General features: G+C 73.6%; 17 protein-coding genes. 8 read left to right on the top strand and 9 right to left on the bottom strand.

Annotation, left to right across the window (positions count from 1 at the left end):
* Positions 1-28: 28 nt before the first annotated feature.
* Both GNZ18_RS29540 and GNZ18_RS29535 read left to right on the top strand, forming a co-directional pair.
* On the top strand, positions 29-895 hold the full coding sequence (locus tag GNZ18_RS29540) for a lipoyl protein ligase domain-containing protein (protein WP_156219919.1): 867 nt from the start codon (positions 29-31) through the stop codon (positions 893-895).
* A 106-nt stretch (positions 896-1,001) separates the two neighbouring features.
* The gene (locus tag GNZ18_RS29535; RefSeq protein WP_156219918.1) at positions 1,002-1,817 is read left to right on the top strand and encodes a class I SAM-dependent methyltransferase; all 816 of its coding nucleotides are present in this window, start codon (positions 1,002-1,004) and stop codon (positions 1,815-1,817) included.
* Between the two features lie 390 nt (positions 1,818-2,207).
* On the opposite strand, the gene GNZ18_RS29530 is transcribed toward GNZ18_RS29535, so the two are convergent.
* The 3 genes from GNZ18_RS29530 to GNZ18_RS29520 all read right to left on the bottom strand — a co-directional run bounded on the left by GNZ18_RS29530 (position 2,208) and on the right by GNZ18_RS29520 (position 5,940).
* Positions 2,208-3,341, bottom strand: a complete 1,134-nt coding sequence (locus GNZ18_RS29530; protein ID WP_214620250.1) for an acetyl-CoA C-acetyltransferase — start codon at positions 3,339-3,341, stop codon at positions 2,208-2,210.
* 66 nt (positions 3,342-3,407) lie between these two features.
* On the bottom strand, positions 3,408-5,474 hold the full coding sequence (locus GNZ18_RS29525; protein ID WP_156219917.1) for an MFS transporter: 2,067 nt from the start codon (positions 5,472-5,474) through the stop codon (positions 3,408-3,410).
* 70 nt (positions 5,475-5,544) lie between these two features.
* Positions 5,545-5,940 carry a hypothetical protein gene (locus tag GNZ18_RS29520; protein WP_242891657.1) on the bottom strand — a complete coding sequence of 132 codons (396 nt, stop codon included), beginning with the start codon at positions 5,938-5,940 and terminating at the stop codon, positions 5,545-5,547.
* Positions 5,941-6,046: 106 nt separating this feature from the next.
* On the opposite strand from GNZ18_RS29520, the gene GNZ18_RS40930 reads away from it, so the two are divergent.
* On the top strand, positions 6,047-6,208 hold the full coding sequence (locus GNZ18_RS40930) for a hypothetical protein (RefSeq protein ID WP_173390917.1): 162 nt from the start codon (positions 6,047-6,049) through the stop codon (positions 6,206-6,208).
* Between the two features lie 218 nt (positions 6,209-6,426).
* Positions 6,427-7,239, top strand: a complete 813-nt coding sequence (locus tag GNZ18_RS29515) for a class I SAM-dependent methyltransferase (protein WP_312874820.1) — start codon at positions 6,427-6,429, stop codon at positions 7,237-7,239.
* Here the strand turns inward: GNZ18_RS29515 and GNZ18_RS29510 are convergent, their stop codons facing one another.
* From GNZ18_RS29510 to GNZ18_RS29500, 3 genes are all read right to left on the bottom strand, one after another.
* A complete protein-coding gene (locus GNZ18_RS29510) occupies positions 7,240-8,235 on the bottom strand; it encodes a zinc-dependent alcohol dehydrogenase family protein (RefSeq protein WP_156219916.1) in 996 nt (331 codons plus the stop codon).
* A gap of 2 nt (positions 8,236-8,237) precedes the next feature.
* Positions 8,238-10,631, bottom strand: coding sequence for a SpoIIE family protein phosphatase (locus GNZ18_RS29505; RefSeq protein ID WP_156219915.1), 2,394 nt, complete (start codon positions 10,629-10,631; stop codon positions 8,238-8,240).
* A gap of 234 nt (positions 10,632-10,865) precedes the next feature.
* Positions 10,866-11,606 (bottom strand): iron-dependent transcriptional repressor DtxR, encoded by a 741-nt coding sequence (locus GNZ18_RS29500; protein ID WP_214620254.1) that lies wholly within the window; start codon positions 11,604-11,606, stop codon positions 10,866-10,868.
* Positions 11,607-11,704: 98 nt separating this feature from the next.
* Between GNZ18_RS29500 and GNZ18_RS29495 the strand changes: the two genes are divergently transcribed.
* Entirely contained in the window at positions 11,705-12,412 is a 708-nt protein-coding gene (locus tag GNZ18_RS29495; protein WP_156219914.1) for a UdgX family uracil-DNA binding protein, read from the top strand.
* Positions 12,413-12,425: 13 nt separating this feature from the next.
* On the opposite strand, the gene GNZ18_RS29490 is transcribed toward GNZ18_RS29495, so the two are convergent.
* Positions 12,426-13,817, bottom strand: a complete 1,392-nt coding sequence (locus tag GNZ18_RS29490; protein WP_312874819.1) for an MFS transporter — start codon at positions 13,815-13,817, stop codon at positions 12,426-12,428.
* Positions 13,814-14,539: a pyridoxamine 5'-phosphate oxidase gene (gene pdxH, locus GNZ18_RS29485; protein ID WP_156220137.1), complete on the bottom strand. Its 726-nt coding sequence runs from the start codon at positions 14,537-14,539 to the stop codon at positions 13,814-13,816. The genes GNZ18_RS29490 and pdxH overlap by 4 nt, the downstream gene beginning before the upstream one ends.
* A gap of 136 nt (positions 14,540-14,675) precedes the next feature.
* Here pdxH and GNZ18_RS29480 point away from each other — a divergent pair, with 136 nt between their 5' ends.
* Positions 14,676-15,785 (top strand): citrate synthase 2, encoded by a 1,110-nt coding sequence (locus GNZ18_RS29480; protein WP_156219912.1) that lies wholly within the window; start codon positions 14,676-14,678, stop codon positions 15,783-15,785.
* A 163-nt stretch (positions 15,786-15,948) separates the two neighbouring features.
* Here GNZ18_RS29480 and GNZ18_RS29475 read toward each other — a convergent pair whose 3' ends face one another.
* Complete coding sequence (locus GNZ18_RS29475) at positions 15,949-18,837, bottom strand: ABC transporter substrate-binding protein (RefSeq protein ID WP_156219911.1); 2,889 nt, start codon at positions 18,835-18,837, stop codon at positions 15,949-15,951.
* Between the two features lie 257 nt (positions 18,838-19,094).
* Between GNZ18_RS29475 and serC the strand changes: the two genes are divergently transcribed.
* Positions 19,095-20,240 carry a phosphoserine transaminase gene (gene serC, locus GNZ18_RS29470; RefSeq protein WP_374225495.1) on the top strand — a complete coding sequence of 382 codons (1,146 nt, stop codon included), beginning with the start codon at positions 19,095-19,097 and terminating at the stop codon, positions 20,238-20,240.
* A gap of 227 nt (positions 20,241-20,467) precedes the next feature.
* Positions 20,468-21,535 (top strand): YjiK family protein, encoded by a 1,068-nt coding sequence (locus tag GNZ18_RS29465; protein WP_246250646.1) that lies wholly within the window; start codon positions 20,468-20,470, stop codon positions 21,533-21,535.
* Positions 21,536-21,564: the final 29 nt, after the last annotated feature.

Raw genomic sequence — 21,564 nt, 5'->3', positions numbered from 1 at the left:
GATGTCAGGCGGAAGGAGCGGCGGGGCGATGCTCAGCGTCATTCTCGACGACACACGCGATCCCGCACGCAACCTCGCCCTCGACGAGGCCCTCGCCCGTGCCGCCGCGTACCGCTCCGCCGTCGGGCACGGGCCGCGGACGCTCGTCCGCCGGTCCCCCTCCGGCCGCCCGGTCGCCGGGCGCTTCGCCTCCGCCCGGCCCCGTCCCGCGCACTCGGCCCTCGGCGGCGCCGTCGCGGGGCTGCCCGTCCTGCGGGTGTGGCAGTGCTCCCCCAGCGTCATGGTCGGCCGGTTCCAGGACGTCGCGCGGGCCGCCGACCTGGCGGCCTGCGCGCGCGACGGCGTCGAGGTCGTGCGGCGCGCCACCGGCGGCGGGGCGGTGTGCTTCGGCCCCGGCACGCTCGCGTTCACGCTCGTCCAGCGGCCGGGGCGGCGCGTCCCGCTGGAGGAGCTGGTGTTCGCGGCGGTCGAGGGCCTCGGCGTCCCGCGCGGCCCGCTGCGGGCGGGGCGCGCCGTCCAGGCGGCGCGGCTGCTCACCAGGACCGCCTGCCTGGTGCATGTCGCCGTCCAGGTCGGGCCCGGCGGCGCCTGCCCGGCCGGAGACGCGGCCGGGGACGCGGCCGGGCGGCCGACACTGGCCGATTTCGGCCCGGCGATGACGATGGACGCGGTCCGCGCGGCGGTCCTCGGCGCCGTCGTGGACGCGTTCGGGGCCGCGCGGACCCGCCGTCCGGACGCGCTGGAGAGTTCGGTCCGTGACCATCTCCATGCGGTGCGCTACGGTGACCTCGCCTGGCATCTCACCGGCGCACCGGGGGACGGCGCGAGCATGTCCGGTTCGCGGGCCGCGGGCGAGGGCGAACACTCGGCGTCGGCTGCCCGTACGGATGGGTAGACTGTCCGACCTTGCGCCCGAGATCGGACCATTCGCGGGGATCTGGTCCCTCGATCCGGCGATACAAGAAGCGAAACACCCAACGCAGCCAAGCGAGCGGGAAGTAATGCAGCCACCAGCTCAGAACAAGTCCATCGCAGCTACCCTCCTCAACCTCCTCGGCAGTAAGCCTAAGACCCGACCGGCCAAGAGCGCGGGCGGCGGCGACGTCGTCCAGCCCGCCGCGGGGGATGGCGCCCTGGAGAACCACCTCGGCGGGGACGAGGCCCGCAACTACCGCAAGTACGAGTACGAGACGGTCGCGCCGCACGTCGGACGCTCCCTGCTGGAGATCGGGTCGGGTCTCGGCCACTTCTCCGAGCAGTTCGCGGGACGGCTCGACTACCTGGTCGTCAGCGACAACGACCCCTACTGCGTCGGCGAGCTGCGCAAGCGCTACGACGGCGACGACGACGTCGAGGTCATCGACCTGGAGCTCCCGGCGGATGTGAAGATCCGCCAGAAGGTCGACACCGTCGTGATGATGAACGTCCTGGAGCACATCAAGGACGACGCCCAGGCCCTGCGCGACCTCGCGGCCGTGACGCTTCCCGGCGGCCGGATCGTCATCTGGGTCCCCGGCTACATGCAGCTCTACGGCGACTTCGACCGCAAGGTCGGGCACGTGACCCGCTACACCCCGCAGACGCTGGAGGCCACGGTCCGCGCCGCCGGCCTCGTCCCCGAGGTGCTCAAGCCGATCAACTTCCTCGGCGGCATCGCCTGGTGGTTCGCGGTCCGCCGCGGCGGCGCGGGCTACCCCGACCCGAAGCTCGTCAAGATCTACGACCGGACCGTCGTGCCGCTGACGCGCGGCATCGAGCGGCTCGTCCGCCCGCCGTTCGGGCAGACGGTGTTCTGCGTGGCGCGCGTCCCGCGCTAGCCGTTCCGCTCGGCACGCCGCACCCCGCGATCGGCGTGGCCGTGACTCCGCACAGGGGCGGACCACCTCGGGTGGTCCGCCCTTTTGCCTTGCCGGGGCGAGGGTTCCGGGACCAATACGCAGGTTCCAGGACGGAATCCGTCCGATGGACGTTCTAGGTATACCGATTCATGACGTCCCGTGCTGCGTGCGGGCCGTCCGACCAGGAGACTGGTCAGTGGTCGGACGGGTCACGAGCCGCCTCTCCCGGCGGAGAAGCACCGTCTGCTTCCGCGGACCGTGACCCCGAGGGCCAGCCACTGAAGTTCCCGTGTGGTCCGACGGTCCGGTGGCGAGGGCCCGGGAGGGGAGGCCCTCGCCGTCGGGCCCCCACCCGGAGGGTGCCGGCGGTCAGAGCCTCTCGATGATCGTCGCGTTCGCCTGGCCGCCGCCCTCGCACATCGTCTGGAGGCCGTAGCGGCCGCCGGTGCGCTCCAGCTCGTGGAGCAGCTTGGTCATCAGCACGCCGCCGGTCGCGCCGAGCGGGTGGCCGAGCGCGATGGCACCGCCGTTGGGGTTGGTCCGCGCGAGCGGGGCCCCGGTGTCGGCGGCCCAGGCGAGCGGGACGGGCGCGAACGCCTCGTTGACCTCGAACACGTCGATGTCGCCGATCTTCAGCCCGGCGCGGTCGAGGGCCCGCTCGGTCGCCGGGATCGGGCCGGTCAGCATGTAGACCGGGTCGGACCCGCACACCGCCAGCGTGTGGACGCGCGCCCGCGGCGTGAGGTTGTGCCGCCGGACGGCGTCCTCGGAGGCGATCATCAGCGCGGACGCGCCGATGGAGATCTGCGAGGCCGCCGCCGCGGTGATCGCGCCGCCCTCGCGCAGCGGCTTGAGCGCCGCCATCTTCTCCAGGCTGGTGTCGGGGCGGGCGCCCTCGTCCTTGGTCAGCCCGGCGACGGGCGCGATCTCCCGGTCGAAGTACCCCGCCTCGATGGCCCGGCCGGCGCGCCGGTGGCTCTCCAGCGCGAACTCCTCCAGGTCCTCGCGGGTGAGGCCCCACTTGTCGGCCATCATCTCGGCGCCGCGGAACTGGGAGATCTCCTGCATGCCGTACCGCTCGGCCCAGCCCTCGCCGTAGGGGAAGTCGAGCCCCTGGACGATGCTCGCGCCCATCGGCACCTTGGCCATCTGCTCGACGCCCGCCGCGACCACGAGGTCCTGCGTGCCCGACAGGACGCCCTGCGCGGCGAAGTGGATCGCCTGCTGCGAGGACCCGCACTGCCGGTCGATGGTGACGCCGGGCACGCTCTCGGGCAGGCCCGCCGACAGCCACGCCGTCCGCGCGATGTCGAGGGTCTGCGGGCCGACCTGCATGACGCAGCCCATGATCACGTCCTCGACCGCGGACGGGTCGGCGCCGGTGCGGTCGACGAGCTCTTTGAGCACATGGGCCCCGAGGTCGGCGGGGTGGACGTCCTTCAGCGCGCCCTTCCTCGTGCCGACGGGAGTCCGGACCGCGCCGACGATGTACGCCTCGGCCACTACGCCTCCAAAGCGGGATCGGGGTTCGCCCCGAAACCGAGTGAGATTCGGTGAGTCGCTACGAGGTTACCTCGCGCCGGTCGCCCCGGGAGGGCGGCGCGGCGGGCCGCCGGGAGGCACGGCGTGGATCTCGCGCCCGTCGGCGTCGTCGCCGAGGCTCGCCTGCGCGAGGTCGGACAGCACCTCCGACAGCTCGGGGTGCTCCTCGGGCGACCAGCCGTCCAGCAGCCGGGCCAGCCCGTCGCGGCGCGCGGCGAACAGGCGCTCGGCGGCGGCCAGCCCGGTCGGGGTGATCGCGAGGACGCCGTCGCGCCGCTCGACGTAGCCCGCCTCGACGGTCCGGTCGACGTAGGGGCGGCCGTGCTCGACCGGGACCCCGGCGCGCTCGGCGAGGTCGGGCCCGGCGACCGTGCCGTCCTTGGCGATGCGGCACAGCGCCCACATGCTCCCGGCGGGCAGGTCGACGCCCGCGAGCCGCCCCAGCCGGTTGTAGACCTCCAGCGCCCGCGCGTCGCCGCGCATCAACTCGCTCAGCGCGCGCTCGATCTCGTGCCGGGACGAGCGGACGGTCGGCGCCGCCCCGAACCCCTCGCCGTAGTCGCGCGTCTGCGAGGTCGCCCGCAGCGGCACCTCGCGAAGGAACAGGGTCAGCACGAACGCGGCCGCCGCGACCGGGACCGCCCACAGGAACACCGAGTCGATCGACTGCGCGTAGGCGTGCAGCACGCCGTCCTTCACCGGGGCGGGGTAGCGGTCCAGCAGCTTGGGGTTCCCCTGGACGGCGGCGGGGTCGAAGCCCGGCGGGAGCATCCGGTCCCTGGCGAGGTCCTCGACATGGCCCGCGAGCCGGCTGCTGAACACCGACCCGAACACCGCGACACCGAACGAGCCGCCGATCTGCCGGAAGAACGTCACCCCCGACGTCGCGGCCCCGAGGTCCTCGTACGACACCGCGTTCTGCACGGCGATGACCAGTACCTGGAGCACCAGCCCGAGCCCGAACCCGAGCAGCGCGAACCGCAGGCTCATCGACAGCGTCGAGGAGTCCTCGTCCAGCCGGGAGCACAGGTAGAGCGCCACCGCGATGATCGGCGTCCCCGCGACCGGGAACGCCTTGTACCGGCCGAACTTGCTGATCAGCTGCCCGGACCCGATCGAGCTGCACAGCATGCCGAGCATCATCGGCAGCAGGTGGACGCCCGACAGCGTCGGCGACACCCCGTGCACGACCTGGAGGAAGATCGGCAGGAACGTCAGCGCGCCGAACATCGCGAACCCCACCGCGAAGCTGATCGCCGACCCCAGCGCGAACACCGGTTCGGTGAGCAGCCGCGGCGGCATCACCGGCTCGGCCGCGCGCCGCTCGACCAGCAGCCACACCCCGATCAGCGCGACCGACCCGGCGCCCAGCGCGATGATCGGCGCCGACGTCCAGCCGTAGCGGGTGCCGCCCCAGGTCGTCATCAGCACCAGCCCGACCGACCAGCCGACGATCAGCAGCGTGCCGAGGTAGTCGATGCGGTGCCGCCGCCGCTCCCCGCCCGCGTGCAGCACGGCCGCGATCACCAGCAGCGCGACGACGCCGATCGGCAGGTTGATGTAGAACACCCAGCGCCACGACAGGTTGTCGACGAACCAGCCGCCGAGCAGCGGCCCGCACACGCTCGCGACGCCGAACACGGCCCCGAACATGCCCTGGTAGCGGCCCCGCTCGCGGGGCGGCACCACGTCCCCGACGATCGCGACGACGAGCACCATCAGCCCGCCGCCGCCGAGGCCCTGCAGCGCCCGGAACCCGATCAGCTCCGTCATGTCCTGCGCGAGCCCGCACAGCGCCGACCCGGCCAGGAAGATGACGATGGACGTCTGGAACAGCCGCTTGCGCCCGTACTGGTCGCCGAGCTTGCCCCACAGCGGCGTGGAGGCCGTCGAGGCCAGCAGGTAGGCGGTGACGACCCACGACAGGTGGTTGAGGCCGCCGAGGTCGCTGACGATCGTGGGCAGCGCGGTCGAGACGATCGTCTGGTCCAGCGCGGCGAGCAGCATGGCCAGCATGAGCGCGCCGAGGATGACGTACAGGTCCCGCCCGCGCGGCATGGCGCGCCCGTCCCGTGGCACCGTCCCCGCCGTCATGAGCGACCCCCTCCGACGCAAGGACACCCCTACCCGCCCTCGACCGGAGATCACCGCCGCACCGGGAGGGTCAGCCGAAGAGGTCCTTCGCGATCTTGGCGGCGCCGAGCGTGGCGGCGACGGCGGCGATCCCGGTGCCGGCGGCGGTCGACCACAGCGGCAGGCCGGGACGGGTGCGCAGCCCGCTCATGATGTCGACGGTGTCGACCGCGCAGCCGACCCGCGTCCACATCCGGCGCCCGGAGCGGTCGCTGAGCAGGTAGCCCGCGCCGAGCGCGATCTCCCGGGCGCCGAACATGCGGGCCAGGTAGTCGCGGCCCGGGTCGCTCGCGCCCAGCCCCAGGACCTTGGCGGTCAGCCCCGGCGCCGCCAGCGCCGCGACCCCGAGGGTGACGCGCGCGGTCGCCAGGTTGACCATGAGGCCCTCGATGCGGTCACGGCCCTCTGTTTCCTTCGTCTCTGCCACACCGCCGAGATTATCGGCAGGGGCGCGTCTCCCGGGGCCCGGGTAACCCCCGGCTTACACGTCTATGGTTCTAGGAGGCGGCTGTCCCTCCGGAACGAAGGTGGCCATGGAAGGCATCCTGAGCCTCGGCGTCATAGCCCTGCTCGCCACGTTCTGCGTGCGCTGGGTCGCGGTGAAGATCCGCGTTCCCATGCCGACCCGCGTCGCGGTGATCACGGTGTTCCTGCTGTCCGTCGGAGCCTGGTACGGGCACGACATGGGCGGCTGAGCGGCGCGTTCCGCGCCGCGGCACGGGTGGAGTGCGCATTCGGCGACGGTACGCGGCGAACTTCCGGCCTCCATCGGGAGTCATAACTGGCGAAACCGGCTGTACGCCCGTCCGCCCCACTCCCGGCGTCCGCGCCCCCGCGGACCAGCGGACGTGCCGCCGGGCGGTCCCGCCACACCCCGTCCGGCGCAGCCGGCCCGAGCCGAGGGAGAGCACCCGTGCCGCATCCGGCCACCGCGATCCAGGAGTCCGGCGGCGCGATCGCCCCGCATCTGCGCCGGCTGCTGGAGTTCGTCGAGCCGAGGCCCGGCGACGTCTGCCTGGACGTCGCGCGCGGGCACGGGCCGATGCCGGCGGCGCTGCGCCCCCGCGTCCGGCACGTGACCGCCGTGGAGGCGCTCCCCGCCTCCTCGGAGGGGCGCGGGAACCGGATGGCCACGGTGACGTTCGGGACTGGACCGGTCCGCATCGCCGACGGCGACCCGCCGCCCACGCCCGCGCCGGTGGAACGTCCCACAATCGCCGGGGGCCCCGACGGCACGCGGGTCCGCGCCGACGCCGCCGCACTCCCCTACCGGGACAACGCCTTCTCCCTCGTGACGGCCCGGTTCTCGCTCTACAACCTGGGCGACCCGCAGGACGTGCTGCGCGAGCTGCTGCGGGTGTGCGCCCCGGCCGGGCGGCTGGTGATCGCCGACCTCGTCCGGGGGAACCTGGCCGGGCCCGACCGGGACCGCATCGAGCGGCTGCGCGACCCCGACCACCCGGGCACCCCGTCCATCGCCCGGCTGACCGAGATGGTCACCTCGGCTGGCGGCAGCATCCGAAGGCTGGACGTGTTCACCGTCGAGCGTCCCGTCGAGCCGTGGCTGGACGGCGCGCGCGACGGCGCGGCCGCCGACCGCATCCGCGAGGCGCTCACCGCCGAGGTCGACGGCGGCCCCCGCACCGGCGCCAAGCCGCGGATCATCGGCGGCGAGCTGTGGTTCACCCAGTCCTGGGCGCACGTCGCCGCCGAGCCGATCCCCTGATCAGGGGACGAGCACGGCCGCCCCGGTGAACCGGTCGGCGGCGAGGTCGGCGAGGGCGCGGTCCGCCTCGTCCAGCGGGTAGGGGCGGGTGGTGACCGCCACGTCGAGGCGGGAGGCGAGCGCGAGGAACTCCTCGCCGTCCGCGCGGGTGTTGGACGTCACCGACCGCACCTGCCGCTCCTGGAACAGGTGCCGCTGGTAGTCCAGGGACGGGACGTCGCTCAGGTGGATCCCGGCGATCGCGAGCGTGCCGCCGCGCTCCAGCCGCTCCAGGGCGGCGGGAACAAGGGCGCCCGCGGGCGCGAAGATGATCGCCGCGTCCAGCGGGGCCGGGCCGGTGTCGAAGGAGTCGCCCGCGAACGAGGCGCCGAGGTCGCGGGCCAGCTCGCGCGCGGCGGCGCCGCGCGTGAACACGTGCACCTCGGCGCCCTCGGCGAGGGCGATCTGCGCGGCGAGGTGCGCGGACCCGCCGAAGCCCCAGATGCCGAGGCGGCCGCCGGGCGGCGGCGCGGCCCGGCGCAGCGCGCGGTAGCCGATGATGCCCGCGCACAGCAGCGGCGCGGCGCGGACGTCGTCCAGCCCCTCCGGCAGCCGGTAGGCGTAGGCGTCGACCGCGAGCGCGAACTCCGCGTAGCCGCCGTGCGCGTCCCAGCCGGTGTAGACCGAGCCGGGGCAGAGGTTCTCGGCGCCGCGGCGGCAGAAGCGGCAGGCGCCGCATGTCCCTCGGAGCCAGGCCACCCCCACACGCTCCCCCACCGCGTGCGCGGCGCCGGGACCGGCGGCGACCACGGCCCCGACGATCTCGTGGCCCGGGGTCACGCCCGGCAGGTGGACGGGCAGGTCGCCCTCCGCGACGTGCAGGTCGGTCCGGCACACGCCGCACGCGAGCACGCGCACCAGCAGCTCGCCCGGACCGGGCGCGGGCACGTCGCGGTCGGCGCGGCGCAGCGGCCCCGACGCGATCGGGGCCGGGGACGCCACCGCCCAGGCGCGCATCGCTACGGGGTGAGCGGCAGCTCGAACCAGACGGCCTTGCCGCTCGCGGTCGGCCGGGCGCCCCAGCGGGTCGCGAGCTGGTCGACCAGGTAGAGGCCGCGGCCGCCCTCGTCGGTCTCGCCCGCGCTGCGGATGCGCGGCAGCCGCATGTCGGAGTCGAACACCTCGACCCAGATCGCGTCGGCGCCGCGCCGCAGCCGCAGCCGGAACTCCTTGGTGGGCGGCTCGCGGCGGCCGAGGTCGGCGCCGAGGTCCCAGTCGTCCTCGTCGAACGCGCCGGGCCCGAACTGGTCGCCCCCGAACCGGCCGAACCGCTCGTCGAACTGGTCGGCGTTGAACTGCTCCGTGTTGAACTGCTCCGTATTGAACTGCTCGGCGTTGAACTGCACGGGCGGCGGCGCTCCCAGCGGCTCGCCGCCGCGTCCGGGCTGGCCCGCGGGCACCGGGACGACCATCTCCCGGCGCGGCTGCGGCGTCGCGGTGGCGTGCAGGACGACGTTGGTGACGACCTCCGACACCAGCAGGCAGGCCAGCTCGGCCTGCTCGTCCAGCATGCCCCAGGACGCGAACGCGTCGGCGGCCATCCGGCGCGCCTCCGACACCATGATCGGCTCGGCGGAGAACGTGCGCTCCTGCACGGCCAGCTCGTCGCCCGCGGTGCGGATCACCACGATCGCGACGTCGTCGTCGATGTCGCCCGGCACGGCCTCGTAGGCGGCGTTGGCGATGGCCTCGACCCCGCCGCGCGCCACCTCGGCCACGGCCGAGCGGACCAGCTCGCGGGACTCCTCGCGGGTGTAGTACTCGCCGTCGTCGCCGTCGCCCTTCGGGCGCCGGTCGATGAGCCCGTCGGTGTACAGCACGAGCGTCGAGCCCGGCTTCAGCTCCGAGGTCTCCTCGTTGTAGAGGATCTCGCCGCCCATGCCCGGCGCGCGGACGCCGAGCATGGCGCCCTCGCTCTCGAACGACAGCTCGCCGACCTGGCCGTCGACGATCAGCAGCGGCGGGTCGTGCCCGGCGTTGGCGAACTCCAGCACCCGCGACCACGCGTCGTAGACGAAGTAGGTGCACGACACCAGCGGCGGGCGGACGAGGTCGTCGCTGTTCCAGCCGGAGCGCATCCGCTCGGGCCGGGTCATCGTGCGGACCCACTCGTCCAGCTTGCGCAGGATGTCGGCGGGCGGCTTGTCGTCCTGGGCGAAGGCGCGCAGCGCGGCGCGGAGCTGGCCCATCACGGCCGCGGCGCGGGCGCCGCGGCCCTCCACGTCGCCGATGACGAGGCCGACGCGCCCGGCCGACAGCGGGATGACGTCGTACCAGTCGCCGCCGACCTGGGTCTGGATGCCGTGCCCGTGCGCCTCCAGCGGCCGGGCGGGCTCGTACCGCCAGGCGATCTGGAGGCCGTCCAGCCGGGGCGGCCGGTCGCCGGGCAGCAGGTGCTTCTGGAAGGCGAGCGCGGTCTCGCGCTCCTCCTCGAACAGCAGCGCGTTGTCGACGGCGAGCGCGACCCGGCTGGCGATCGCGCCGAGCAGGTCGCGGTCGAAGGCGTCGTAGTGCGGGTCGGGGCGCTTGGACAGGTTCGACAGCGCCAGGCTCATCACGCCGAGCAGCTCGCCGCGCACCAGCAGTGGCGCGGAGATCGCCGAGGTGATGCCCATCGCCTCGGCCAGCCGCCGGGACGGCTCACTCGGCGCGGTGTAGCGGTACTGGACCATGTCCTCGACCAGGACGGCGTCGCGGCGCGTCATCGCCTTGGCGCTGAAGTGGCCGGACGGGTAGGAGACGGGCTCGCCGACCTCGGCCCAGGTGCCCGGCGGCGGCTCCCAGCCGCCCGCGTGCCGCGACACCCGCCGCATCAGCCGGTCGCCGCTGAACAGGTCGATGAAGCAGTGGTCGGCGAACTGCGGGACGAGCGTGTCGGCGACGCTGCGCAGCGTGCTCTCCAGCTCCAGCGACCCGGCGAGCCGCTCGCCGATGCGCTCCATCAGGCCGTAGCGCTCCTGGTCGCGCTGGTTGGAGCGGAGCGCCTCGCGCGCGAAGATCACGACCCCGTCGACCGCGCCGGAGGGGTGCCGCAGCGGGACGGCGTGCGCCCGCGTGTACACGGTCGTGCCGTCACCGCGCAGGTTGCAGAACGTGCCCTCCCAGACGCCGCCCTTGAGGACGTGCCTGGCCAGCTCGGTGGCCTGCTCGTGGTCCTCCTCGGCGATGCCGAGCGACAGGATGGAGTGGCCGATGACCTCGTCCCCGCCGAAGCCGAACAGCTGCCGCGCGAACGCGTTGCCGTAGATGACGTTGCTGAAGCGGTCGCAGACGATGACCGCCATCTCCATCTGGTTGAGGACGGTCTCGGGTGGCAGATGCGCCTCGAACGAGGCTTCCCCCCAACGGTTCATCTCCCCATCCCGGTCCCAGTCACGGCCCCGCCGGTGCGCGCCTCACGTTCCCGCGGCCGCCCGCCGGCGTCCGGCGCCCGCAGGGCCGGACGTCGCGGCGCCGATACCGCGCGTACCTCTTCCGTCGTATTGAACGACGAACCCGCCGCCGGGATACGCCCGAAAGGCGCGATCGCAAGGAGATCTTCGGTATAGACCGGCTGAGCGGGGACGGGGGGACGCACGCGCCGAGCGTCAGCGCCTGCTGACGAACACGTGCTCGGCGATGTCGCGCGGCAGTTCGGTGTCCGGACTGTCGGCCTCGTCGTCACAGGTCACCCGCACCCCGTCATCCGTCGCCCGAAGAGTCACCTCTCGTCCCGGTTGTATCCCTATCTGCTTGAGTTTAAGCATCAGGTCGCTGTCGCTCTGCACCTGCTCGCTGATCCGCCTGATCACCGCGCTCGTGCCGGCCGGGCTCGCCACCGCCGTCATCACCGCGAGCGGGGCGCCCCCGGACGCTCCGTCGCCGTTCACGTGGCCGTGCCCGTCCGAGGTCCCTTCACCGGGCCCGCCCAGCTCGTCCATGCCGGGGATCGGGTTGCCGTGCGGGCAGGTGGTCGGGTGGTCCAGCAGCGCGACCAGCCTGCGCTCGACCTCCTCCGACATGACGTGCTCCCAGCGGCACGCCTCGATGTGGACGTCCTCCCAGGGCAGCCCGATCACGTTCACCAGCAGGCATTCGGCGAGGCGGTGCTTGCGCATCACGCGGGTCGCGAGCCCCCGGCCGTTGTCGGTCAGCTCAAGGTGCCGGTCCCCCTCGACCCGCAGGAGCCCGTCGCGCTCCATGCGCGCGACCGTCTGGCTCACCGTCGGGCCGCTCTGCGAGAGCCGCTCGGCGATACGCGCGCGAAGGGGGATGATTCCCTCCTCTTCGAGCTCGAAAACCGTCCGGAGGTACATCTCCGTGGTATCGATCAGGCCGTGTGAGGTCACAGCTCCCTCCAGTCTTATGGCAGAAGTCTACTTGCTCGGCCCCCTCGCCCGCGGGTTCGATGGATAACCTCCGCACGACGGGTACAGGGAAACGCGAGATGAACGCCGAATCTTCCCGGACCGCCGAGCCCTTCCTGCCGGACGACCCGGAGAGCCGCCTCGACCTCGGCGCCCTGCGGAGCGCGGCGGACGGGTGCCGGGGCTGCGATCTCTACCGCGACGCCACCCGAACGGTGTTCGGGGAAGGCTCCCCGGGCGCGCGGGCCGTGCTCGTCGGCGAGCAGCCCGGCGACCGGGAGGACCGCGAGGGCGCGCCGTTCGTCGGCCCCGCGGGCCGCCTCCTGGACCGGGCGCTGGCGGAGGCGGGGATCGAGCGCGGCGACGTGTACGTCACCAACGCCGTGAAGCACTTCAAGTTCAAGCACCAGGAGGGCGGCGGCAGGCGGCGGATCCACGAGCCGCCGAACGCGGGCGAGATGCGCGCGTGCCGCCCGTGGCTGCTGGCGGAGCTGCGGATCCTGGAGCCGGACGTGGTGGTCGTCCTCGGCGCGACGGCGGGCCGGGCGCTGCTCGGCTCGTCCTTCCGCGTCACCCGGCTGCGCGGCCGCCTGCTCGCCTGCCCCGACCTGGAGGAGCTCGGCACGCCCGCCGCCGGAAAGGAGCTGTCGGACGCGCCGCCGGAGGGGCCGGGCGCCCGGCTGCTGGCCACGATCCACCCGTCCGCCGTGCTGCGCGCCGAGGACCGCGGCGGGGCCTACCGGGGCCTGGTCGAGGACCTCGGGATCGCCGCCCGCGCCCTCCGGTGATCGTGCTGCCGGGTCAGGTGGTCCGGGTGTCGTAGCGAAGGAGGGCGGGGACGGCGAACCCGGCCACGACCACGAGGACGGCGCAGGCGAGCCCGCCCCCCACCCAGGACGCGGTGGCCCCCGCGACGCTGGCGGTCGCGCCCGCCCGCATGTCGCCGAGCCTCGGCCCGCCCGCGACGACGACGGTGAACACGCCCTGGAGGCGGCCGCGCATCTCGTCCGGCGCGTAGGTGAGGAGCATCGTCTGCCGGAACACGGCCGAGACGAGGTCGGCGCCGCCGCCGACGGCCAGCAGCGCGACGGCCAGCCACAGCTGGTGGGCGAGCCCGGCGGCGGCGACCGCGAGCCCCCAGACGACGATCGAGACCACGAGCGCGATGCCCTGCCGGTGCACCCGCCCGATCCAGCCGGAGATCAGCCCGCCGACCACCGCGCCGATCGCGATCGAGGCGAACAGCCACCCGACCGCGTCGCCGCCACCGAACCGGGTCTCGGCCAGCTCGGGGAACAGCGCGCGCGGCATCGCGACGCCCATCGCGATGATGTCCACGACGAACGACATCATCAGCACCGGCTGGGTGGCCAGGTAGCGCAGCCCGTCCAGCACCGAGCGCAGGCCGGGCGACCCGGCGATGTCGCCGAGCGGCGGGATCGCGGGCAGCCGCACCGCCGCGTACAGGCCGACGCTGAACAGGGCGGCGTCGAGCCCGTAGGCGACGGCGTAGCCGCCGTGGGCGAGCACCACCCCGGCGAACAGCGGCCCGGTCAGCCCGCCGACGGTGGCGGCGGTGAAGTTCAGCGTGTTGGCGGCCGGGACGAGCGGCTCGTCCACCAGCCGGGGGATGATCGCGCTGCGGGTCGGCGAGGACACCGCGAACCCGACCGCCTGCAGCGCCACCACCGCCATGATCAGCGCGAGGCTCTCCGCGCCGATCAGCGCCTGGACGAGCAGCACCAGCGTCGAGGACCACGTGACGCAGGAGGAGACGAGCAGCAGCTTCCGCCGGTCCATGTGGTCGGCGACGGCGCCGCCCCACAGCCCGAACACGATCAGCGGGACGAGGTTGACCAGCCCGATCATGCCGACCCAGAACGAGGAGCCGGTCATGTCGTACACCTGGACGGGCACGGCGACCGCGGTGACCTGGAACCCGATGAACGACACGCCCTGCCCGAGCCAGAGCCGCCGGTAGGCGTCGTGCTTCAGCGGGCGCGTGTCGATGGCCACGCGGCGGAGCATCCCGCCGCGCCGCCCGATGGAACGCTCCCCGTCCTCGGGCACGTAGTCCTCCGGCACGTCGTCCTGGGGCACGTCGTCCGTGGGGACGCCGTCCGTGGGGATGTCGTCCTCGGGACCTTCGCCGTCAGGAGTGTCGGTGGGGGGTGGCTGCTGTTCCGATGTCACGGAGACAGTCTGGCAATCTCCCATTCGCCGGAGGCGTCCGGGGCCGTCCCGGTCTCCCCGGTCTCCCCGGTCTCCTCGGTCCCGCCGGTCGCGCCGGTCGCGGTGCGCCGGTAGCGGATGCGGTCGTGGAGCCGGTCGCGGCGCCCCTGCCAGAACTCGACCGTCTCGGGGACGACGCGGTAGCCGCCCCAGAAGCCGGGCAGCGGGACGTCGTCCTCGCCGTCCGCCGTCTCGGGCCAGCGCTCGGCCAGTTCCGCGTAGCGGCGCTCCAGGACGTCCCGGTCCGCGATCACCGCCGACTGGTGCTCGCTGGCCCACGCCCCGATCCGCGAGCCATAAGGGCGCGTCCGGAAATAGGCGGCCGATTCGTCCCGCGACAATTCCAGGACGACCCCGGAGACGCGCACCTGCCGGTACATCGGATGCCACGGGAACACGAGCGCCGCGCGGGGGTTCTCCGCGAGTTCGCGGCCCTTGTCGGAGGTGAGGTTGGTGAAGAACCGGAAACCCCGCGGCCCGTACCCCTTCAGCAGGACGGTCCGGGCGCTCGGCACCCCGTCGGCCGAGGCCGTCGCGAGCACCATCGCGTTGGGTTCGGCCAGGCCGGAGGCGTGCACGTCGGCGAACCACGCGGCGAACAGCGCCAGCGGATCGGGGGGCAGCGCGTCCTCCGCCAGCTCACCGCCCTCGTAGGACCTGCGGAGCCGCGCGGGGTCGGGCATCGGGGAACTCACAGCGTCTGAGCCTCTCACCTCGGCATTGTGCATCTCACACGGACCTGGGTACTGCACGGTAAGCCGGACGCGGTTCAATGGCACGGCACCGCCTTATCACTATGGGGACGAAAGGCAGGACGACATGTCCGACTTCAAACCCGGCCTTGAGGGGGTCGTGGCCTTCGAGACCGAGATCGCCGAACCGGACAAGGAGGGCGGCGCCCTCCGGTACCGGGGCGTCGACATCGAGGAGCTCGTCGGCCGGGCCTCCTTCGGTGACGCGTGGGGCCTCCTCGTGGACGACAGCTTCGACCCGGGCCTGGCCCCGGCCGACCCCCACGTCCTCCCGGTCACCTCCGGCGACGTCCGCGTGGACGTGCAGAGCGCGCTCCCGACCCTCGCTCCCGCCTACGGGATGCGCCCCCTCCTCGACATCTCCGACGAGCAGGCCCGCGCCGACCTCGCCCGCGTCTCGGCGACCGCGCTGTCGTTCGTCGCGCAGTCGGCGCGCGGCATCGGCGTCCCGATGGTCCCGCAGGAGCGGATCGACGCGGCATCGACGATCACCGAGCGGTTCATGGTCCGCTGGCGCGGTGAGCCTGACCCCAAGCACGTCCAGGCCATCGACGCGTACTGGGTCTCGGCCGCCGAGCACGGCCTGAACGCCTCCACCTTCACCGCCCGGGTCATCGCCTCCACCGGCGCGGACGTCGCGGCCAGCGTCTCCGGCGCGATCGGCGCCATGTCGGGCCCCCTGCACGGCGGCGCCCCCGCCCGCGTGCTGCCGATGATCGAGCGGGTCGAGCAGATCGGCGACGCCCGCAAGGTCGTCACCGACATCCTCGACTCCGGCGACCGGCTGATGGGCTTCGGCCACCGCGTCTACCGCGCCGAGGACCCGCGCGCCCGCGTGCTGCGGCGCACCGCCAAGGAGCTGAACGCGCCGCGCTTCGAGGCCGCCAAGGCGCTGGAGGACGCCGCGCTCGCCGAGCTGCGCGAGCGCCGTCCGGACCGTCCGATCGAGACCAACGTCGAGTTCTGGGCGGCGGTGATCCTCGACTTCGCCGAGGTCCCGACCGCGATGATGCCCGCCATGTTCACCTGCGGCCGCACCGCCGGGTGGGCCGCGCACATCCTGGAGCAGAAGCGCACCGGGCGCCTCGTCCGCCCGAGCGCCCGCTACACCGGCCCCGGCTCCCGCTCCATCGACGAGGTGGCCGGTTCATCGAAGCTCCCCCGGCATCGGGCGTAGAACGCCCTCCTCCAACGGGAGGCCGCGACGAACGCCGGCATCGCTCCGCACCCGCCTGACGGCTCGCTCCGCGATCAGGTTCTCGCTCCGCTCTAACCCGGCTTCGCACACGATCGCCGAGAGGTGCCGCCGGACGGTTCAGACCGTCCGGCGGCACCCCGCGTCACGACGGAGACGCGGGCGGGGGCGCGGTGGCGGCGGGCGGGCAGTGGCCGCTCTTCTGGCCGGAGGCGACGAGCCGCCCGCACACCTCCGTGACCTCGACCGCCCCGTCCGGGCGGACGGTCGCGAGCAGGACGGGCTTGCCGGTCACCTGGTGGCCCTGGGCGCGCCCGGTGAACTGGAGGACGCCGCTCGCCCCCTGCCACAGCGGGCCCTTCCCCGGGTCGTCCAGCGCCGCGAAGACGCCGCCCGCCGTGGGCGCGGCGGCCTGCTCGGTGAAGACCTGGTTCGCCAGGTAGGCGATCATCGAGGCGGCGTCGTAGCTGACGGCGGCCCGCACCTCCGACGGCGTCCGGTCGCGGGAGGGGGCCGCGCCGAACATCGACGCGACGGCGCCGGGGTAGCTGTTGAAGAACACGTTCCGGCGGTCGCCGACCCAGGTGTCCGTCCACGCCTCGTGGGCCGCGAGCGGCATGTAGTAGAGCCGGAACGTGGCGACGCGTCCGAGCTCGGGGGCGTTGTCGGCGACGTACTTGGCGATCTCGTCGTCGGCGAGGACGGCCTGCCCGCTCGGGCAGGTGTGCTGGAGGACGTTGGCGAAGGAGCGGAACTCGTCCGAGCGGCCCGCGTAGTAGAACAGGTCGGGCGGGTGCTCGCACAGCTCGTGGACGGTCCGGTCGAGGTCGCCGGGGTTCTCGTACCGGCGGGCGAGGACCTTCCCGCCGCCGGGCGCGCGGGTGAAGGCGCGGGTGAAGGACTCGGCGAGGTCCCTGCTGTAGAGGTCGTGGGGGTCGGCGCTGGAGATGACGTCCACGGTCCTGGCGGGCCTGCCGCCGACGCGTCCGGTGCGGGCCCAGTAGGCGGCGTGCTCGGCGAGCCGCGTGTTGGGCGGGGCCAGCCGGAAGTAGTACGGGGAGAAGCCCGCGCCGCGGTCGAGCCGGCCGGTCTCGTTGTAGCTGTTGGCGGTGCCGACCATGGGCAGCGTCGCCTTCGACAGCACCTTGATCGCGTCCTGCGTCTCCACCCTGCTCTGCTCGAACCCGACGACGGCGACGATCGAGCGGTCCCTCAGCGCGAGGTCGCGGACCTGCTCGGCGACCTGCCTGGCGTGCTGGAACCGCGCGCCCGCGTTCGCGACGAGCACGCGCAGCCGCAGGTACGGGCTGGCGTTGTTGAACTCGGCCTGCGCCATCGTGAGGCCGAGCAGTTCGCCCTGCGCCCCGGCGAGCAGGTCGAGCTGCCGGTTCTTGATCGCGGGGTCGGCGGTGACCGGGCCGAGGTAGACGATCGTCGCGTGCGGCTTGCCCGACCGCGCGACCGCGCGGTTCTGCCGCTCCAGCCGCGCGAGCACGGGCGAGAGCCGGTTGTCGTTGTTCTCGCCCTCGCTGACCTCGCCGAACTTGAACCCGCCGTCGGTGATCCCGATGCACTCGCCGGACGAGGTGCGCCTGATCTGGAACGCCGAGCAGTACCGGACGGCGACCACACTGACGACCGTGACCGACGACGCCGCGATCGCGACCATCGCGATCCACGGCAGCGCGGGATGGGCGAACCGGGGGCGGCGCCGCGCCGGGCGCACCGGGGGCAGGTTCACGCCCGAGTCGCGGGTGACGTCGACGCGCAGCACCCGGCGGGCGCCGAGCGCGTTGACACGGGCCTCCTCCTCGCGGTGGCGGTCCCACAGCTCCCGCGCGCCCGGGGCGTCGGCGGGGTCGTCGCCGCCCAGGTCGAGGCGGAACGCCGCCGCGATCCGGTCGACGAGCCGGCCCCCGGACGGGTCGGACGGGTCGGCGGGCTCGGCCGGGTCCGCCCCGGCGGTGACGACCAGCGGGTCGACGGCGGGCCGGCCGCGCCGGTCCCGGCCGTCGCGGCGGACCCGTGCCAGCAGTTCCAGGAACCGCACCCCGGCGTGCCCCGGCGGGAGGTGCTCGAAGATCAGCACCGGGTAGCGGACCCGCGCCCACGCGGCGCGCCGCACGTCCCGGTGGTAGTTGCGGCGCAGGTCCTCCAGGAACGCGGCGATCAGCAGCAGGTCGAGCTTCTCCCGGTGCTCGGCGTCCTCGACCGGGCGCGGGTCGAAGACGCCGAGCGCGAAGCCGAGGAAGCCGGGCGGATCGTCGGCGAGGTAGGGCTGGCGCAGGAACCACCCGAACCGGCGCACCCCGTACCAGCCGCGCGTCCGCGCGACGATCTGCAGGGTCACGAACACGAGCCCGACGACGGCCGCGAGGACGGCGTAGGCCAGGTCGAGGGTCGCGGCGGTCCCGGCGCTGACCAGCGCCACGATCGCGACGCCGATCGGCGCGATCTGCTCCAGGAACCCGAGGAAGGTGGCGGGCCGTCCGCGCGGCCCCGTCTCCAGGTCGCCCAGCAGGTCCCTGCCCCGGCGGCGGATGACCCGGTTCAGCTCGCGGCGGCGCGCGTTCTCGTCGTCGACGATCGGCGGGTGCGTGACCTTGCGGACGAGCTGGTGGTTCTCGCGTTCGGCGGCGGTGGCGCCGCTCGGCGGCCGGTGCTCGTCCCCGGCGAGCCGGATGTCGCGCAGGTCGTTCAGCCACAGCGCCATGTCCAGCAGCGGGAACCGCAGCGCCGGCTCGCCCGGCCGGTGGCCGCCCGGCTGCGACAGCTCCCGCTTCGCCTGGCGCAGGACGCCGGGCACGTCGGCGGGCGGATGCTCCTCGGCGATGTGCGAGTAGGGGGCCTTCTCGTTCTTGCACCGCGTCCCGAACATCTTCGCCACGGGCGAGGTGCCGGCCTTGGGCCCGAGGAGCAGGAGCAGGGGTCTCAGCCGGTCGCCGTGCCGCCGGGGCGGCCGCTCCCTGAGCCGTTCGAACAGGTCGAGCACTCCGCGCAGTCGATCCTCGCCCAGGATCCTGTCGCCCGCCATGCGTCACGCCTCGCCTTCGCTCGCCGTCCCCCCGGGGCTCTCCTCTGTCACTTCGGGGTCGCACCTTCCTGACCCTCTTGGGTGTTGGATGCGTCACAGCGAGAAATGGATCGAAACTTTCCGAGATCGCCGCTCCGGACGCGGAAAATCGGCCACTCCGCCATCACCGGCACCGTGGACGACGCGCGTTTCGGGCCCTCTGCCGGGGCGTCTCGGCATGTGACCCGGCCCGCGATCTTCAGGGCAGGTCAAGTAGCCTGCTGCGAGTGACCGACAGCGCGAATCCAGCCATTGTCATTCCCGCCGACACCAAGCCCGCCGACGGGCGCTTCGGCTGCGGACCGTCCAAGGTCCGGCCCGAGCAGCTCGCCGCGCTCGCCGCGTCCGGCTCGACCTACATGGGCACCTCGCACCGGCAGAAGCCGGTGAAGTCCGTGGTCGGCCGCGTCCGCGAGGGCCTGGCCCAGCTCTTCTCCCTCCCCGAGGGGTACGAGGTCCTGCTCAGCAACGGCGGCACCACCGCGTTCTGGGACGCGGCCGCGTTCGGGCTCGTCCGGCAGCGGTCGCAGCACCTCACCTTCGGTGAGTTCTCCAGCAAGTTCGCGAAGGTCACCACGGGCGCGCCGTGGCTCGGGTCGCCGACCGTCATCTCCAGCGAGCCCGGCACGCACCCGGAGGCGTCCGCCGAGGAGGACGTGGACGTCTACGCCCTCACCCACAACGAGACCTCGACCGGCGTCGCGATGCCGATCAGGCGGCCGGCGGGCACCACCGCCCGCGACGGGCTGGTGCTGGTCGACGCGACGTCCGGGGCGGGCGGCCTGCCGGTGGACGTCACCGAGACCGACGTCTACTACTTCGCGCCGCAGAAGAGCTTCGCCGCCGACGGCGGGCTGTGGGTGGCGCTCGCCTCGCCCGCCGCGCTGGAGCGGATCGACGAGATCGCCTCGTCCGACCGGTACGTCCCGGAGTTCCTCAACCTGAAGACGGTCGTGGACAACTCCGCCAAGGACCAGACCTACAACACCCCGGCCGTGGCGACGCTGCTGCTGCTCGCCGACCAGATCGAGTGGATGAACGGGCAGGGCGGCCTCGACTGGACGACGGCCCGCACGGCCGAGTCGTCCCAGCGGCTCTACACCTGGGCCGAGAAGACGTCCTACACCTCGCCGTTCGTCGCCGACCCGGCGCAGCGCTCGCGGGTCGTCGGCACGATCGACTTCGCCGACGCGGTGGACGCGGCGGCCGTCGCCAAGGTGCTGCGCGCCAACGGCATCGTCGACACCGAGCCCTACCGCAAGCTCGGCCGCAACCAGCTGCGCATCGGCATGTTCCCGGCGATCGACCCGGCCGACGTCGAGGCGCTCACGGCCTGCGTCGACTACGTGGTCGAGCGCCTCTAGCGCGCACCCGCGAGGGGGCGCGCGGTTCGGGGCGCGCGGCGGGCCGAATAAGCTCGATGCCGTGAACCGCGCGCCCCAATGGCTGCTTCCCACCGTGCTGACCGCGCTCGTCCTGGCCGTGGTCGTCGGCGCGTTGCTGAGGTGACCCCCGGGCCGTTCCGGGCGTCCCCCGGCGGCGCGGGGCACATATGATCAAGGTGGGCGCGGAACCGGGGGAAGGGCGGGACATGGCAGTGCGTCCGACCCGGCGGGCGGGGGCCGTCCGCACGGCCCGAGCCGCCGCCGCGACCGCCCTTCTGTGCGGCGCCGCGGCCCTCCCCCAAACGGCCTCGGCGGCCTCGACGGCAACCTCGGCCGCGGCACGGCCCAAGGTCGCCTTCACGATCGCCGACCCGCGGATCACCGAGTCCAGCGGGCTGGCGGCCAGCGCCCGGCATCCGGGCATCGTCTACACCCACAACGACTCCGGCGGCGTCCCGAGGGTCTACGCGCTCGGCCCGGACGGGCGGGTCCGCGCAGTCCTGACGCTGGCCGGGGCGGGGGCGCGCGACTGGGAGGCCATGGCCCTCGGCAAGGACGACCGGGGCCGTCCCGCGATCTACGTGGCCGACATCGGCGACAACCTCGGCGGAGCGTGGCCGTACGTGACGCTCTACCGGATCCCCGAGCCCGAGCGGATGCGCACGCAGAGCATCCGGGCGACGCGGTTCCGGATCAAGTACGCCGACGGCCCCCGCAACGCCGAGACCATGATGATCAACCCGAGGACGAACCGGGTCTACATCGCGAGCAAGCTGTTCTCCGGCAAGCTCTACGAGGGCCCGGCCCGGTTGCGGACCGGCGGCGACAACATCATGCGCAAGGTCGGGGGCGCGCCCGCGATGGCGACCGACGGCGCGTTCTCCCCCGACGGCCGGACCTGCGTCATCCGCACCTACTTCGGCGCGCGGATGTACTCCGTCGACGCCGGCGGCAGGCCCGGGAAGTCGCTCGGGTCGGTGTCGATCCCGTTCCAGGGGCAGGGCGAGTCGATCACCTACACGCCCGACGGGCGGTCCTTCCTCGCCGGGTCCGAGGGGCGGAACCAGCCGGTGTTCCAGGTGGCGGTGCCGGACAAGGCGAATCCGCAGGCGTCTCCGGGCGGCAAGCCCGGCAACAACGGCAGGTCCGGGGACTCCAACGCCGACGAGGGCCACAAGGACCCCCGCGACGTCCGGGTCGGGCTGTTCCTCGCGCTCGCCATCGCCGGGGCCGTCTGCTACGGCCTGTTGCGCAAGCACCGCGAAGGCCGATGAGCCGATGACGGGGACGACGGATCACCGGA

It is taken from the genome of Actinomadura litoris (assembly GCF_009733595.1).
Taxonomy (GTDB): Bacteria; Actinomycetota; Actinomycetes; order Streptosporangiales; family Streptosporangiaceae; genus Spirillospora; species Spirillospora litoris.
This window is presented reverse-complemented; position numbering and strand designations above follow the sequence as displayed.

Coding starts and splice junctions, on each gene's coding strand:
- GNZ18_RS29505 (WP_156219915.1), bottom strand. CDS start 10,631: ATGAACCGTTGGGGGGAAGCCTCGTTCGAGGCGCATCTGCCACCCGAG.
- GNZ18_RS29525 (WP_156219917.1), bottom strand. CDS start 5,474: ATGACGGCGGGGACGGTGCCACGGGACGGGCGCGCCATGCCGCGCGGG.
- GNZ18_RS29495 (WP_156219914.1), top strand. CDS start 11,705: ATGAACGCCGAATCTTCCCGGACCGCCGAGCCCTTCCTGCCGGACGAC.
- GNZ18_RS40930 (WP_173390917.1), top strand. CDS start 6,047: ATGGAAGGCATCCTGAGCCTCGGCGTCATAGCCCTGCTCGCCACGTTC.
- GNZ18_RS29475 (WP_156219911.1), bottom strand. CDS start 18,837: ATGGCGGGCGACAGGATCCTGGGCGAGGATCGACTGCGCGGAGTGCTC.
- GNZ18_RS29510 (WP_156219916.1), bottom strand. CDS start 8,235: ATGCGCGCCTGGGCGGTGGCGTCCCCGGCCCCGATCGCGTCGGGGCCG.
- GNZ18_RS29535 (WP_156219918.1), top strand. CDS start 1,002: ATGCAGCCACCAGCTCAGAACAAGTCCATCGCAGCTACCCTCCTCAAC.
- GNZ18_RS29465 (WP_246250646.1), top strand. CDS start 20,468: ATGGCAGTGCGTCCGACCCGGCGGGCGGGGGCCGTCCGCACGGCCCGA.
- GNZ18_RS29480 (WP_156219912.1), top strand. CDS start 14,676: ATGTCCGACTTCAAACCCGGCCTTGAGGGGGTCGTGGCCTTCGAGACC.
- GNZ18_RS29540 (WP_156219919.1), top strand. CDS start 29: ATGCTCAGCGTCATTCTCGACGACACACGCGATCCCGCACGCAACCTC.
- pdxH (WP_156220137.1), bottom strand. CDS start 14,539: ATGCCCGACCCCGCGCGGCTCCGCAGGTCCTACGAGGGCGGTGAGCTG.